Origin of the sequence: Saccharomonospora sp. NPDC046836 (genome assembly GCF_040645195.1) — a bacterium.
GTDB lineage: Bacteria > Actinomycetota > Actinomycetes > Mycobacteriales > Pseudonocardiaceae > Prauserella_A.
In genome coordinates this window covers 283150-296754 of sequence record NZ_JBEYXW010000003.1, presented here as the reverse complement: position 1 = coordinate 296754, position 13605 = coordinate 283150, and the positions used below count along the sequence as shown (strand labels likewise).

The 13605-nt window shown below is 70.0% G+C and carries 14 protein-coding genes; 4 read left to right on the top strand and 10 right to left on the bottom strand.

Annotated features, from left to right (window positions below; genetic code table 11):
• Nucleotides 1-11: 11 nt before the first annotated feature.
• Complete coding sequence (locus tag ABZ863_RS06185) at nucleotides 12-809, bottom strand: hypothetical protein (protein WP_358531627.1); 798 nt, start codon at nucleotides 807-809, stop codon at nucleotides 12-14.
• Between the two features lie 94 nt (nucleotides 810-903).
• Here ABZ863_RS06185 and ABZ863_RS06180 point away from each other — a divergent pair, with 94 nt between their 5' ends.
• On the top strand, nucleotides 904-1245 hold the full coding sequence (locus ABZ863_RS06180) for a helix-turn-helix domain-containing protein (RefSeq protein ID WP_358531626.1): 342 nt from the start codon (nucleotides 904-906) through the stop codon (nucleotides 1243-1245).
• 535 nt (nucleotides 1246-1780) lie between these two features.
• Entirely contained in the window at nucleotides 1781-2269 is a 489-nt protein-coding gene (locus ABZ863_RS06175) for a GNAT family N-acetyltransferase (protein WP_358531625.1), read from the top strand.
• Here ABZ863_RS06175 and ABZ863_RS06170 read toward each other — a convergent pair.
• A complete protein-coding gene (locus tag ABZ863_RS06170) occupies nucleotides 2253-3740 on the bottom strand; it encodes an MFS transporter (protein ID WP_358531623.1) in 1488 nt (495 codons plus the stop codon). The genes ABZ863_RS06175 and ABZ863_RS06170 overlap by 17 nt on opposite strands.
• 82 nt (nucleotides 3741-3822) lie before the next feature.
• Nucleotides 3823-4461: a TetR/AcrR family transcriptional regulator gene (locus ABZ863_RS06165; RefSeq protein WP_358531621.1), complete on the bottom strand. Its 639-nt coding sequence runs from the start codon at nucleotides 4459-4461 to the stop codon at nucleotides 3823-3825.
• On the opposite strand from ABZ863_RS06165, the gene ABZ863_RS06160 reads away from it, so the two are divergent.
• Nucleotides 4460-5368, top strand: coding sequence for an alpha/beta hydrolase (locus tag ABZ863_RS06160; RefSeq protein WP_358531619.1), 909 nt, complete (start codon nucleotides 4460-4462; stop codon nucleotides 5366-5368). The two genes, ABZ863_RS06165 and ABZ863_RS06160, sit on opposite strands and share 2 nt — an antisense overlap.
• On the opposite strand, the gene ABZ863_RS06155 is transcribed toward ABZ863_RS06160, so the two are convergent.
• The 6 genes from ABZ863_RS06155 to ABZ863_RS06130 are packed head-to-tail and all read right to left on the bottom strand — an operon-like array spanning nucleotide 5365 to nucleotide 10770.
• Entirely contained in the window at nucleotides 5365-5799 is a 435-nt protein-coding gene (locus tag ABZ863_RS06155; protein ID WP_358531618.1) for a heme-binding protein, read from the bottom strand. The two genes, ABZ863_RS06160 and ABZ863_RS06155, sit on opposite strands and share 4 nt — an antisense overlap.
• Nucleotides 5796-6173, bottom strand: a complete 378-nt coding sequence (locus ABZ863_RS06150) for a glycerol dehydratase reactivase beta/small subunit family protein (RefSeq protein WP_358531616.1) — start codon at nucleotides 6171-6173, stop codon at nucleotides 5796-5798. The genes ABZ863_RS06155 and ABZ863_RS06150 overlap by 4 nt, the downstream gene beginning before the upstream one ends.
• Nucleotides 6174-6178: 5 nt before the next feature.
• Nucleotides 6179-8023: a diol dehydratase reactivase subunit alpha gene (locus ABZ863_RS06145; RefSeq protein ID WP_358531614.1), complete on the bottom strand. Its 1845-nt coding sequence runs from the start codon at nucleotides 8021-8023 to the stop codon at nucleotides 6179-6181.
• Nucleotides 8024-8034: 11 nt separating this feature from the next.
• On the bottom strand, nucleotides 8035-8625 hold the full coding sequence (locus ABZ863_RS06140; RefSeq protein WP_358531612.1) for a propanediol/glycerol family dehydratase medium subunit: 591 nt from the start codon (nucleotides 8623-8625) through the stop codon (nucleotides 8035-8037).
• Nucleotides 8626-8636: 11 nt separating this feature from the next.
• Entirely contained in the window at nucleotides 8637-10319 is a 1683-nt protein-coding gene (locus tag ABZ863_RS06135) for a propanediol/glycerol family dehydratase large subunit (RefSeq protein WP_358531610.1), read from the bottom strand.
• A 22-nt stretch (nucleotides 10320-10341) separates the two neighbouring features.
• Nucleotides 10342-10770 carry a diol dehydratase small subunit gene (locus ABZ863_RS06130; protein WP_358531608.1) on the bottom strand — a complete coding sequence of 143 codons (429 nt, stop codon included), beginning with the start codon at nucleotides 10768-10770 and terminating at the stop codon, nucleotides 10342-10344.
• Between the two features lie 228 nt (nucleotides 10771-10998).
• Here ABZ863_RS06130 and ABZ863_RS06125 point away from each other — a divergent pair, with 228 nt between their 5' ends.
• A complete protein-coding gene (locus ABZ863_RS06125; RefSeq protein WP_358531606.1) occupies nucleotides 10999-11907 on the top strand; it encodes an MIP/aquaporin family protein in 909 nt (302 codons plus the stop codon).
• 7 nt (nucleotides 11908-11914) lie between these two features.
• On the opposite strand, the gene ABZ863_RS06120 is transcribed toward ABZ863_RS06125, so the two are convergent.
• Nucleotides 11915-13426: a GAF domain-containing protein gene (locus ABZ863_RS06120; RefSeq protein WP_358531604.1), complete on the bottom strand. Its 1512-nt coding sequence runs from the start codon at nucleotides 13424-13426 to the stop codon at nucleotides 11915-11917.
• Between the last annotated feature and the right edge of the window lie 179 nt (nucleotides 13427-13605).

The following is a 13605-nucleotide window of genomic DNA, read 5'->3' as shown; positions in this document are numbered from 1 at the left end:
GGTTCCCGCGGTTACACGGTGTTACGGGCGGGGCGGGTCGCCTCGGTGGTCGGCAACAGCACCTGGCCGGTGACGAACCGGCTCCACAGGCCGAAGTCGAGCTGCTTACCCGGCCTGGCGACGCTCTCGACGAAGCTGTGCGTCCTGCCCCTGGCATCGGTGAAGGTCGCGCCGAAGGAGACCTGGAAGCGGGTGGTGGCCGTACGTTCCCCAGGTGGAAGTGCCGACGGGAGCAGCTCGTCGGAAGCCCAGCGGTAGTCCTTGCGGTACAGGCCGGTCACCGGCTCGAACGTGTTCTCCAGCACGCCGCCCGTCGCCGGGATCGTGATCAGCACGCCCCGCATGCCGCTCGCGTAACGCGTGTTGAACACCGCGACCTCCGCGGTGGTGTCGGGGTAGACGCGCGCCGTGCCCGAGCCGACGCGGGAGCCCGCGGGGCACGCATCCGGGCCGCCTGCCTCGAACTGTTCACGCTCGCACGTGGGGAAGCGCTCGGGGTTGAACCGGATCGACTCGTCGAACAGGAACACGAACTGGCTTGCCGCTGCCGGTTTCTCGCCGGTCGCGGTGCGGCTGGTGCGGTCGAAAGCCACCTCGATGCCGTTGCGGGTGCCGCCGTCCTGGTGCACGGTCACCGCGAGTTGGTCGATGTTGGCGGGACCATCCGCCGGTGGCTCGTCGGGCGCCGCCGGGCCGCCAGGGGTGGGCAGCGGCCAGCTGGCGGCGGATGCCGGGGTGGCCGCGAGCGTGATCAGCAGTGTCACGGCACCTAGCGCGGACACCAGGGCGGTGAGCTTCTGACGTGGCATGGCTCTCCTCACTGTCTCTTCGACGGGCATCGAATAGACCATGGCCGGGGTAGTCTTTTCGTGAAGTATCGAAGAGACGTGCAAGGAGAACGCGGTGCCGCTGGGACGATGGGCACCACTGCGCCATCCGGACATTGCGGACGTCAGGCTGGACGACGTGCTGCAGGCACTCGCCGATCCCACCCGGCGCCGGATCGTGCGCATGCTCATCGCGGAGGGTGACCGCCCGTGTGGAACGTTCGGCCTGGATGTCGCCGCGTCGACGCTGAGCCACCATTTCCGGACCCTGCGCGCAGCCGGCATCATCCGGCAGTACGACAACGGCAGGCAGCGCTTCAACACGCTGCGCCTCGCTGAGCTGGATACCCGCTTCCCCGGCCTGGTAGACCAAATCCTCCACGCAGCCGCCGCCGACGCCGACCCTGCGCCAAGGTAACCACCGCGCGAGTCCCCCGCCCGGGCCCGCGAGTTGCCCGTCCAAGCCCGCGAGTCCCCCGCCCGGGCCCGCGAGTCCCCCGCCCAGGTGCGCGAGTTGCCCGTCCAGGCGCGTGAGTTGCCCGCTCGGGCCCGCGAGTTGCCCGTCCAGGCGCGCGAGTCCCACGCTCCAACTCACGAGCCCCACGCTCGGCGCGAATTGCGCGTTCGGGGGCACCAGTTGCCCGCTCGGGCCCGCGAGTTGCCCGCTCGGGACGGCCGCGTCATGGCTGCGGAATGCGCAATTCGCGAACCGGTGTGGGGGACTCGCCGACCGGTGCGGGGGACTCGCCGACCGGAGCGGGGGACTCGCGTGCTGGAGCGGGGGACTCGCGAAGCGGCGGCCGTGCTTGACCGGGGCATCAAGGTTCAGCCATTGTCCTGGCACCGACAGCGGCCCGGGACCGCCGGGTTGGTACTTGGTTGTGCGGCGAACACGCCGGCCGATATCGAGGACGGACTCGCCACACAGACTGCCATCGTGAGAGGGGAACACCATGGCAACTGAGCAGATCCACATCCGCAGGGCCGAACCGCATGAAGCAGCCGTGATCGCCGAGATCTGGCGGGCTGCCTGGCATGACGGCCACGACGGGAACGTTCCGGCGGAGCTCGTCGCCGCCCGCGACGAGAGCTCCTTTACCACCCGGGCAGCGCAACGCACCGGCGATACGACGGTCGCCGTCGTCGATGGTGAGGTGGCGGGCTTCATCATGGTCGACGGTGACGAGGTGGAACAGGTTTTCGTTGCTGCGAACCATCGAGGTCGCGGCGTGGCCGACGTCCTGCTCGAGGAGGCCGAACGGCAGGTCAGAGCGGCTGGCCACCCGAGCACCTGGCTTGCTGTGGTGCCGGGAAACACACGAGCGCGCCGTTTCTACGAGCGGCACGGCTGGGTCGACGCCGGCTCCTTCACCCACGCCGCACTGGTCGGGAACGGCTTCGTCGCGGTGCCGTGTCGCCGGTACGTCAAGGACTTTGCGTGACGGGAACGGGTGCCGCGGGGACCGTGTGGACGGTTGCCGCGGCCGCCGCGACCCGGTCCGCGGCACGCGGCGCCCGCAGCCGCTTGGTGACCCGCACGCACAGCACGACACCGGCGGCGGAGAAGATCGCCAGCGCGATGGACGCCCGGGAGAACCCCATGGCCAGCGCGTCCGCCGGCGCGCCGCCGGTCGCGGCGTGTGAGGCGCTCACCGAGGCGTAAATGCTCGCGACGACGGCCGTCAGCACGGCACCGCCGACGTAGCGCGCCATGTTGGAGATGCCCGACGCCGCCCCGATCTCTTCGTCGGACACCGAATCCGTCGCGATGGACGACGCGGGCCCGTTGGAGAGTGCGAGCCCGACGGCAATGCACAGCAGGCAGGGCAGGAACACCCAGTACGACCAGGACGCGCGTGTGGCGCCGAGTACGGCGAACCCGACCGTCATGAGCGCGAAGCCGCTCAGGATCACGATGCGGGCGCTGAACTTGTGCGCCAGCGGGGTCACGGTGGGCGCGACGATGACAACCCCGGCGGCCACCGGCAGGGAGGCGAGCCCGGCGACGAGACTGCTCATTCCAAGCGTTGCCGGGTCCTGGAAGTACAGGCTGATCAGCAGTGACAGTCCCGCGACCGCGCCGGCCCCGATCAGGATGGCGATCGTCGAGCCGACGAGCAGCGCGTTGCGGAGCAGGCTCAGGTTCACCAGCGGCGCGGCGCTCCGGCGCTCGACCCGGACGAAACCGTACGCCGCGAGCACGGAGATGGCCAGGCACAGCAAGGTCGGCACGGACAGCCAGCCCCATGTTCCGCCTTCGGACATGGCGAAGACGAACGGCACGAGGACGGCTGCCACCAGCAGGGTTCCGCCGATGTCGATGGAGCGCGGCCGGGACGGGTCCCGCGATTCCGGGTTCGTGCGCAGGGTCCACGGGATACAGACGGCGGCGATCGCCGCGTCCAGCCAGAACAGGCCCTGCCAGCCGGCGGCCACGTTGAGTACACCGCCGACGAGGGGCCCGGCCGCGGCTCCTGCGGCCGCGGCGGCGCCCCACAACGACACCGACCGCATCTGTGCGGGTCCGCTCGTTCCCGCGGAGAGCAGGCTCAGCCCGGACGCCAGGATCGCCGCACCGGCGGCGCCCTGGATGGCCCTGCCCACGATGACCATCCAGCCCGCCCAGGCCAAGGCGATCAACACGCACGAGACGACGAAGAGCGCCAGCCCGTACAGGAAGATCTTCCGCCTGCCGAAGATGTCACCCAGCGCGCCGGAGGTGACGATGGTGGCCGCGCCGACCAGCATGTAACCCGTCACCGCCCACTGCAGGGCATCCAGCGAGGTATGCAGGTCGGCCCCGATGGAGGGCAGCAGGATGCTCACCGCCGAGGTGTTGACGTTGACCACGAACGTCGAGACGCAGGCCGTCCCGAGCACGCCTGTGACCCGTGCCGTCTGGGTGGTGTTCATCGACGTTCTCCCCCGTCAGTTGCTGAACGAGGAGAGCATCCGCGCGGCGATGCGAGCCGCACCTCACCCTTTTCGCAGTAGATCAGCGAGCGACCGTCAGCACCTGCTCGACCACGAGCGCCATCCGAGCTTCCCGCTCAGCCGCTTCCTTCGTGCCGGCCAGTACCGCGTGAACCTGCGCGTCGATTGTGGTGATGGCAAGGCATGCCCTGCCGGAGGCGTCCTCGACGCCGTCGTCGGCAAGTGCCTTGGCGAACCGGTCGTGCAGCTCGCCCATCACCTCGGTGAACCGCGCGGTCAGCTGCGGAGTGCGCGGGGCATGCTCGCGCATCATCCGGTGCAGGTCGCCGCGCTGCTCGTGGAGCCGGACCGCCCCGGCGACGACAGCCTCGACGAGGGCCCGTAGGTCGCTGTACTCGGGCGTGAAGACGTCGGCCACCGTGGTCTCGACCTCGTCGAGATGGCGCAGGGCCAACTCGTGCAGCAGCGAGTGCTTGTCCGGGAAGTACTGGTAGAGCGAGCCGATCGACACTCCGGCCTGCGCGGCGATCCGGTTGGTCGTCGCGTCGATGCCGTCGCGTTCGAAAATGCGAGCAGCGGCTTCGAGCATGTACTCCACCATGTCGCGGGAACGCTGTTGCCGTGGTCTTTTGCGGTACGTGCTCACCGGTATCCAATGCGAGTTGATGGCCGTTGTCGGGTACCGAACGATGAAAGCCATGGACCACACGGATTATGCGCCCTTCCTGCCCCGCGAGTTCCGGCAGCCGACGGCGGAGCCGGAGCACACCTGGTGGGACTGGGCCGGCTGCCGCGTGCACGTCGCCAGGGCCCGGCGGCCGGACGCACCCGCCCGCGTTGTGCTGCTGCACGGTTCGGGCGGCCACGCCGGGGCGTTGTGGCCCATCGCATCGCTGATCGCCGCCGAGACCTTCGACCTGGCCGCGCCGGACATGCCCCTGTACGGGCGCACGGTCGTGCCCGATCCGGCAGGCATCCGCTACACCGACTGGATCGAGCTGCTCTGCGACTTCGTCGAGTCCGAGGACGATGGCAGGCCACTCGTCCTGGTCGGGGCCAGTATGGGCGGGATGCTCGCCTACGAGGTGGCGGCACGAACCGGCAGGGTCACGCATGTACTGGCGACGTGCCTGCTCGACCCGAGCGGCCGCGAGGCGCGCCGGGCCGCGTCGCGCTTCCCCGTGCTGGGCGGGCCTGCTCCCCGCTTGCTCGGCGAGCTGGATCGGGTTGCCGGCCGCCTGCGGATTCCGATCGCGCTGGCGGTGGACATGCAGGCGATGAGCGCCGATCGCGCGCTGGCCCGGCAGTGCGCGGCCGATCCGCGTGGCGGGGGAGTCCGGATGCCGGTGGGGTTCCTGGCGAGCTACTTCACCTTCGCGCACACCCGCCCGGAGCGGTTTACCCAGGCGCCGGTCACGCTGGTTCACCCTGCCGAGGACACCTGGACGCCGCCGCGGCTCAGTGCGGAGTTCCTCGGCCGCATCGCGGCTGAGACCAGGCTGGTGTTGCTCGAGAACTGCGGGCACTTCCCGATCGAACAACCCGGCTTCGGTGAGCTCATCTCCGTCGCACGCGAGGTTTGCCTGGCTGTCGGCAAGAGTGCTTAGCCCATGGGCAACGCGGCGACGCCCGCGTCGGCGACAGTCATGTCCTGGTCGACGGTGCCCGCACTGACGCCGATCGCCCCGATGACAGCGTTGTCCGAGCCCCGGGTGAGGGGAATGCCGCCGCCGAAGATCACCAGACCGCCGTTGGTGACCTCGATCCCGTAGAGCGGGGCTCCTGGGGCGGCGGCCTCCCCGAGTGCGGCGGTGGTCATCTTGAGCAGCGCCGCGGTGCGAGCCTTGCGGATCGCGATGTCGATACTGCCCAGGATCGCCCCTTCCTGCCTGGCGAACGCGAGCAGGTGTCCACCGGCGTCGACCACCGCGACGTTCATCGGCTGGCCGATCCCGTCGGCCTTGCCGAGCGCGGCCTCGAGTACCTGCTGGGCGTCGGTGAGCGTCAGTTCTGCGGCCACGGTCGTGTTCTCCTTCATTCCTCGAACGGTGCACCCTGCCAGTCCGGCAGGGTTTTCAGCGGGAGCCCGACCACGAGCCGGGCGGCATTGTGCCCGAGCACGCGGGCAACAGCGGGGGGACCGGACAGGACGGGAGAGCCGGGCGGTCGCTTGGCATGGTGCAGGCAGACCGTGCCGGCGTCGTCGACCCCGATCCCGACGCCCAGCGACGAAGCCTGCGCCGCCGCGAATGCCAGCACCGCGGCATCGTCGGACGGCGCGGGCTCGACCCGCACCGGCACACCTTCCTCTTCGAGGCCGGCACGGATACCACGCACGCTGTCGGCGCCGGGCACGGTGCAGCGCACGACGACCGATGGCCGGTGCCGTTCGGCGCTGGGACGCTGGTGCATTGCGGTCAGCTTCCCACCGCGACACCGAGCGAGCGGGCCGCTGCGTGGCTGGCGACGAGGCCGGTCGCCACCGCGTTGCGCGGGCCCTCGCTGCCCCGCACGTTGCCGGTGCCGCACACGATCCCGAGTCCGGCGACGGCTTCGGCGATCATGTCCGGTATCTCGAAGTCCAGTGCCGATCCGCCGAGCAGGACGACGAACCCGATCTGGCGCAGGTTGCCGCCTGGCGCAACCTGCTCCAGCGCACGCAAGGCGTTGACCACGAACACCTTGTGCTTCGCCGACCTGCGCACCTCGCGGATCTTGTCCAGGCTGTGCCGGGTCGGCACCGGCCGAAGCCCGGCGTCGGACAGTGCGACGACCCGCGCGAACGCCTCGGTCGGCAGCGGCTCCTCGAAGAACCGTGCTGTTCCGTCCTCCATCCGGATGTGGAAGAAACTCTCCGCCTTGGCCAGCGGGAACTTCTTGATGTCCTCGGCCAGCTCGCGGTTGTCCAGCCCCAGCTCGGAGTCGATCAGCTTGGTGACGAGATCACCGGCCCCCGCCAGGTGCACGGAGCGCACCACGCCGCCGCTGGTGGCCAGCGCGGCGTCGGTCGAACCGCCACCGAGGTCGAGGATCGCGACCGGCCGGTCAGTACCCGGGGTGGTCAGCGCGCCCAGCACCGCCATATCGGCCTCGACCCCGCCGACCAGCACCTCCACCTCCAGCGCCTCGCGCAGCCGCTGGGCCAGCGCCTGCATCGGGCCGTGGCTGGTGCGCACCATCGCGGCGAGGGCGACGGCGTTCTCCAGCGCGAACTCGCCGGCCAGCGCGCCGGTGACCCGTTGCGGCACGAACGTGTCGACCGCAAGGACGTCCCTGATGCGGACGCCGTCGACGGCGCTGTCGGTGAGCTCCGACATGGTGTCGCGCACGGTGGCGAGCATCCCGCCGACGTGCGTGCCGGGTTCGCCTGCGGCATCGACCAGCGGTTGCACGCGCCTGAGCGTGCGCATGATCTCCCGCGCCCCGGCGTCCATCTCCACCGACCGGCGTGCGTGCTCGCCGATCAGCGTCAGCGTCCCGGCCGGGATCCGGCGATCGGCCACATCCCCGGACGGCGTGCGGACCACCACCGCCGACCGGTTGCCGACGAGCGCCCTGGCCACCGGGGCGATCATCCGCGTCTGCTCGGGGTCGAGGTCGAAGATCGTGGCGATGCCGTAGGAGTTGGACAGGGTGCGGATCGTGCGTCCCTGCTCGGCCACCTCGACCGCGGCGGGCATCCCCAGCGGCACCTTGTCCACGAGCGTGACCTCGTCGACGATCGGGATCGGGCTACGCAGGCGGTTGGCGATCAGGGTCGCGTCGTCGGCATGCACGATCGCGCCGGTGACTGTGACCCCGCGAGCAGCCGCGGCGTTGATCCCCGCCGCGGCGTCCTCGAAGTCCGTGCCAGCCCCGACCACGCAGATCACCGTGTTACCCGGCGCGCAGGTGCCGAGCGCGCCGAAGGCCACCGTGGTGCCCACCCCGAGACCGGCGCCGCCCGGAGTGTCGGGGTTGTGCCCGATCATCGTGGACTCCGTGATGATCGTTTCGGTGATCGTCTCCATCGCCAGGCCGCTGATCACCGGTGTTGCCTCGTTCACAAGCACCGCGGCCAGCTCTGCCGGGTCGCGCCGCGCTCGTCCGAGCACCTCCTGTACGACCTTGACCACGCCTGCCACGTTGTCGGCCGTGCCCTTCACCCCCGACGTCGCGGTCAGCGCCCCGGCGAGGTAGCCGGTGCTGCCGTCCGGGCCGATGTCGGCCACGCAGGCCTCGGTGGTCGAGTTGCCGATGTCGACGCCGATCACCAGTGCCACAGCCGCGCCCCTCAGCCGGCGTCGGCCAGCTGGATACGGACGTCGAGCTCGACCGGCGCCGCGCCGGGCACCACGAACTCGGTCTCCTTGATGTGCAGCAGGGCCGCCTTGGCCTGCCAGCGCGGCCTGGCCATGTAGTCGTTGCGCGAGGGGACCGGTTCCGGCGACTCGCCCTTCGCGTACCGGGCGGCGTTGCGGCCCACTTTGCGGAACGTCTCGGTGTCCATCAGCGGAGCCTGCGGGAAGAGCTCCAGATTGGACAGTCGAACCAGGTCCTTCTGGTGGATCATCGTCGTGCCGCGGGACAGTATCCCGATCCCGATCCCCGAGCCGGACAGTTTCGCCGCGGAGTGGGCGATCACCGCGAGATCGGAACCGCCGCGATAGCGGATCACCCGCGCATGCACGCCCTGCTCCTCGATTCCGGCGAGCAGCTCCCGCAGTACCTCTGGGTGCGGGATGTCCACAATGGTCTTGGTGAAGAAATCCCCGAAAGCGGGGGAGATACCGATGACCACCTCGTCCGGCCTCGTGCCCGGCTTCGCCTCGCCGCGCTCGCTCAGCTGGAGCGTGCGCCGGTTCCCTACGCTGACCTTCGCCATTGTGTTCTCCCTCAGCCGACTTCCTGCTCGGGGTTGCGCGCGCTGACCACGTGCCGGAGCCGTTTCATCTCTTCCCATCGTGCACCGCTCGGCCGGTAGCCGGTGCCGGGGCCTGCGTAGTCGTTGGCGTCGTTGACCGCGGACAGGGTCTCCAGCTCGGGCGTCAGGATCGCCGACGTGTGCAGCAGGTCGCCGGACACCCGTTGCCGGAGCACGGCGAGAAGGCTGTGCGCCATGTCGGTGAACCCGGACGCCTCCAGTGCCTTGATGATGTCGAGGCCGGTGATGCCACGGTCCATCACGGACTGTGCGGCCTTGAGGTCCTCCAGCACGTCGCGAAGAGGCAGTTCCTTGCTGCCGTGCGCGTAGGTGGCCGCCTCGATCTCCTTCTCCGTGATGGCGGGCAGGCCGAGCTGGGCGAAGACACCCTGCAGCGCGCGGGCCGCCCGGCCGCGTGCGGCCAGTATCTCGGCCTCAGGGACGTGCCGCAGCGCGCCGTCGACCTGCAGGTCACGCTGGATGACGTTCCAGTCGTCGTAGTCCGTGGAGTCCAAATTGGACCCGGCGAACATGTTGTCGTAGTTGGGTACGGCCGAGTAGCCCGAGCAGACGAAGTCGGTGCCGGGCAGCAGCTGTGGCAGCAGCCGCGCGGTGCGGCGCATGTCGGAGTGCGAGAACGACTGGTCGTTGCCGGAGGCGCACTCCAGGTCGACCGTGCTGGCGATGAGGTTCTCGGCGAGCACCGCGCGGATTCCCGCCGGCACGGCGCCGGGTACGCCGATGCAGCTGATCGACCCGTTCTGCAGGCCCTGCACGCCCGCACCCTTGGTCACCAGGATGCAGCGGATCTCCAGGTACAGCATGGACTTGCCGTCGGCGTTGCCCATCTGCACCTCGGAGCCGGTTCCGGAGGTGAAGCGCATCTTGATGCCCCGCGAGGCGTACGCGGAGGCCAGAAACGCCTTGGACCAGGGGGTGTCGTCCCCGTCGCAGAACACCGGCTCCGTGCCGTACACCGAGATCGTCTCGGCGTAGGCGGTGATGCCGCGCATGCCCAGTTCCAGCTCCGTGGCCTCTTCCAGCGCGCACTGGGTCAGTACACCCGGGGTACCCGCGAGCGCGCCGACCTGTAGCGCGATCGCCACCAGCGGCGCATACCGCACCACACCGAGTGTGGTCTCCAACTCGCGGAAGCCGCGCAGTGAGGCCTCGGCGGCTTCGGCAGCGACCTGCACCGGGTTGTCCCGCGCGCTCGTGGAGTGTGCCTGGTTGGCGGTGGTGCGGCGGGCGCGCATCTTCTGCAGCGCCATCATCATCTCGACGACGTTCATCGTCTTGACGACTTCGAGCAGCTTGGCCGGCGTGAGGCCGCGCGAGATGTCGAGCACCTCGCCGCGGGACACAGCAGGATCGACCAGCATGCGGGCGATCTCCACGGCAGGGTGTGCCATCGCCTGCTCGGTGGTCGCCACGTCGATGGCGTGGTCGGCGATGAACTGGTCGAGGAAGTCGAACTCGGCGCGGGGCTTACCGTCCATCTCGACGATCAGGCCGTCCTCGACCCGCACGCTCGGTTCCGGATCGTACGGGCTGTCCATCGCGACCATGCCGACTTCGGGCCACTCCTCGACGAACCCGTCGAGGTTGACCGGGCGCTGCTCCAGGATCTCGGTGCGCCGGGATTGCTTCGTCATGTCCGCCTCTCGATCGTGCGGGTCAGGCCAGTATGTTGCGGCGCTCGTAGACGTCGGCCGCCTCGCGGACCAACTGCGCGCACAGGGACGCCGAGTAGTCGCGTTCCAGTTGCTCGGCGATGTCGGTCAGCTCCTGCTTGGTGGAGGCCCGTGGCCGCAACGCGTTGTAGATCGACAGCACCAGCTCGTCCGGCAGCGCCGTCAGCTCGGCCGCGCGGCGGAAGTTCTGCGCCAGCTGCGGCCTGCCCACTCGATCGGCGATCTGGGCCTGCAGGCGCAGGGTCTCCGGCGCGATTCGCAGGTCCTCCGGGGCGAGGTCACCGGAGAGCACGGCCTGCATGGTGAGCTCGTCAAGGCGTTTGCCGGTCGGGGTTTTGAGGAGTTCCGGCCGCCGTGCGGCGAGCGGGTAGTCCCGGTCCGGATCGAGGTCCACCTGGCTCAGCGTCGTCACCGCTGCCACCTGCCTGTCTTCGTCGAACAGCCAACTCGATCCGAGGACGGTAGGCAGGCCGACGTTGCATCGACGTTGCATGTCAAGGGTGGGTGATTGGCACCCAAGGCCACCTTAGTTGCGTTGAACGCGACCAAGGTGGCCTTGGGGGCCCTCTAGCAACGTTGGTGCAACGTCGGCCTGCGCATCGTGTCCGGCACCCATCGTCACCGAGGTCGAGGAGGACCAGTGACAGATACCGCACCCCTGCGCAGGCCACGGGCGCTGCAGCGCATCCGCGGCGGCTACGGCGATCTGCTCGCCGAATTCTTCGGGACCTTCCTGCTGATCGCACTCGGCAACGCCTGTGTCGCCATGGCGGTCGCCGGCCTCCCCGGGTCGGGCCGGACCGCTGGCCCCACCGTGATCTTCCAAGGTACCGGCGACTGGCTGCTCATCGTGTGGGGCTGGGCCTTCGCCGTCGCGCTGGCCATCTCCGTGTCCGGTGGCGTCAGCGGCGCCCACCTCAACCCCGCGGTGACGCTGGCGATGGCGCTGCGCCGCCGGTTCCCCTGGCGCAGGCTGCCCGGGTTCTGGGGCGCGCAGGTCACCGGTGCGTTCGCGGGCGCGGCCCTGGTGTACGCCGTCTACCACCCGGCGATCGGCGCCTTCGAAGCCGCGGCTGGCACACCGCGTGAGGAGGCGGCCGCCACCTTCTCCATCTTCGCAACGGCTCCGGCGGCCTACTTCGACGGCAGCTGGTTCGGCCCGCTGCTGGACCAGGTCGTCGGCACCGCGGTGCTGCTGGTGGCTGTGCTCGCACTGATCGACGGCCGGATCAAAGCCGCGTCCCCGAAAATGGCTCCGCTGCTGATCGGGTTCACCATCGCGGCGATCGGGTTGTCGTTTGGAGCCAACGCGGGCTACGCCGTCAACCCGGCCCGCGATTTCGGCCCACGCCTGTTCGCATTCTTCGCAGGATGGGGCGAGACGGCGATCCCGGGCACCGGCGGTTACCTGTGGATCCCGATCGTCGGCCCGCTGCTGGGCGCGGCGATCGGCGCGTACGCCTACGACTTCTTCATCGGCGACGTGCTGCACGCGCGGCAGAGCGCGCTGGCGGACCTACCCGGCGAGCTCGAGCGGTCCTCGTCGTAAGGGCCCGTCAGAACTCTTCGCCCAGCAGCCAGGAGAGCCGCGCCAGCGTGACTGCATGTCGCGGATCGCCGACCGGCAGGATGCGCGTCAGCAGCTCGAACACCTCGATGTCGTCGTGGCCGAGCTCGCTGTGGGCGAACGACCACAGGGCGCCCACCTCGCCGTGTTCGAGTACCGCCGCACGCAGCGCCGCGACCTGCTGGTCCCGCTCGGCCCGGATCGTCGGGGCCTCCGAGCGGGCCAGCAGCGGCGCCGTACCGGTCGCGACGGCGGAGTCGACGTCACCGGCCGCGAGCGCAGTGCGGACGGTGAGGAAGTCGGCCTCGACGTCGGCGCCCAAGCGGTAGGGCTTGGCCAGCATGGTGTCCTCGCCGAGCTGGGCCCGCAGGCGGTGGATCTCGGCGCGCACCGTTGTGGGGTTGCCGTCCTCGCCGTACAGGTGCAGGGCGAGCTGCTCCGCGGTTAACCCGGCCGGGTGCAGGGCGAGCAGAGCGAGGATCTCGGCCCGGCGCAGTGTCAGCGGCAGTTCCCTGCCGTCCAGCCGGGCCGCCGGCGTGGCGCCGAGGAACGACAGGGACAGCCGTGGTTGCCGCAGGCGTGCCCGTGCCGAGCGCGGCAGGCGCAGCAGATAGCCCTCGGCCAGCGGTTCGACGAGCGCTTCCCGCCCGTCGTCGAGCACGACGCGTTCGGTGCCGGGAGCCACCGCGATCCGCCTTGGCCAGCGCCCGAGCGGCTCGGCGGCGATCACGCGGCCGGTGGGCGTGAGCAACGCGCCCGGCTCGCCGCGCAGTCGTGCCAGGTGTGACAGGTTCGCTGCCAGTAGCTTCTCGTCGCGCCGTTCCATCAGCTGCCGCAGGCGGCTCTCCGCGACCTGTGCGGTGGCGTTGACCAGCGACACCATTGCCGGGTGCAGTGCGTCGAGCTGGCCGCTGATGTCGATCGCGCCAAGCAGCTGCCCGGTGTCCGGGTCGTGGATGGGCGCGGCGGCGCAGGTCCAGGCGTGGTAGGTGCGCACGAGGTGCTCCGCCGAGTAGATCTGTACCGGAGCGTCCACGGCCAGCGACGTGCCCATCGCGTTGGTGCCGATCGCGTGCTCCGACCAGCTGGTGCCCTCGCGCAGCCCGACCGGATCGGCGCGGCGGCACAGCGTCGGCGGTCCCTCCCGCCACAGGATGGTGCCCTCGGCGTCGGTCACGATCATGATGTGCAGTGACTCGTCGGCAATGCTCACCAGAAGCTCGCGCAGGGGAGTCAGCACTGCACGCAGGGGATGTGCCGCACGGATGTCGGGCAGCTCGTCGGGCGCGTACACCACCGGTGGCTGATATTCCTCCGGGTTCACGCGCGCGGCCAGCGACCGCTGCCAGGACTCGGAAATCACCGAACGAGGTGACGCGGGGGGCGTCGCACCACTGAGTGTCGCCTCGTGGACTTGTTGCAGCAGCTTGAACTGTGTCACCGGGTCCGACGACAGGCGTAGTGCGGTCGGACCGGCGTTGTGGGCTGTCTCGGTGTTCATCAGGCACTCCCGCGGCGGCGTTGACGGGGCGGCTGGACAGGCGGGCTCCGGCCCACCAGGGAGCATGCCTTGTGGCCCCCTGTTCGGCAAGGCGGCCTGGCCAGGCATGCAACGCGCCTGCAACGTCGATCAGCCTAGCTTCGCTGCGTGCGTGTAACGGGGCGCGCACGAAGCGTTGA

Coding starts and splice junctions, on each gene's coding strand:
- ABZ863_RS06140 (WP_358531612.1), bottom strand. CDS start 8,625: ATGGCGAAGGTCAGCGTAGGGAACCGGCGCACGCTCCAGCTGAGCGAG.
- ABZ863_RS06155 (WP_358531618.1), bottom strand. CDS start 5,799: ATGAAGGAGAACACGACCGTGGCCGCAGAACTGACGCTCACCGACGCC.
- ABZ863_RS06185 (WP_358531627.1), bottom strand. CDS start 809: ATGCCACGTCAGAAGCTCACCGCCCTGGTGTCCGCGCTAGGTGCCGTG.
- ABZ863_RS06160 (WP_358531619.1), top strand. CDS start 4,460: ATGGACCACACGGATTATGCGCCCTTCCTGCCCCGCGAGTTCCGGCAG.
- ABZ863_RS06150 (WP_358531616.1), bottom strand. CDS start 6,173: ATGCACCAGCGTCCCAGCGCCGAACGGCACCGGCCATCGGTCGTCGTG.
- ABZ863_RS06170 (WP_358531623.1), bottom strand. CDS start 3,740: ATGAACACCACCCAGACGGCACGGGTCACAGGCGTGCTCGGGACGGCC.
- ABZ863_RS06175 (WP_358531625.1), top strand. CDS start 1,781: ATGGCAACTGAGCAGATCCACATCCGCAGGGCCGAACCGCATGAAGCA.
- ABZ863_RS06135 (WP_358531610.1), bottom strand. CDS start 10,319: ATGACGAAGCAATCCCGGCGCACCGAGATCCTGGAGCAGCGCCCGGTC.
- ABZ863_RS06165 (WP_358531621.1), bottom strand. CDS start 4,461: ATGGCTTTCATCGTTCGGTACCCGACAACGGCCATCAACTCGCATTGG.
- ABZ863_RS06120 (WP_358531604.1), bottom strand. CDS start 13,426: ATGAACACCGAGACAGCCCACAACGCCGGTCCGACCGCACTACGCCTG.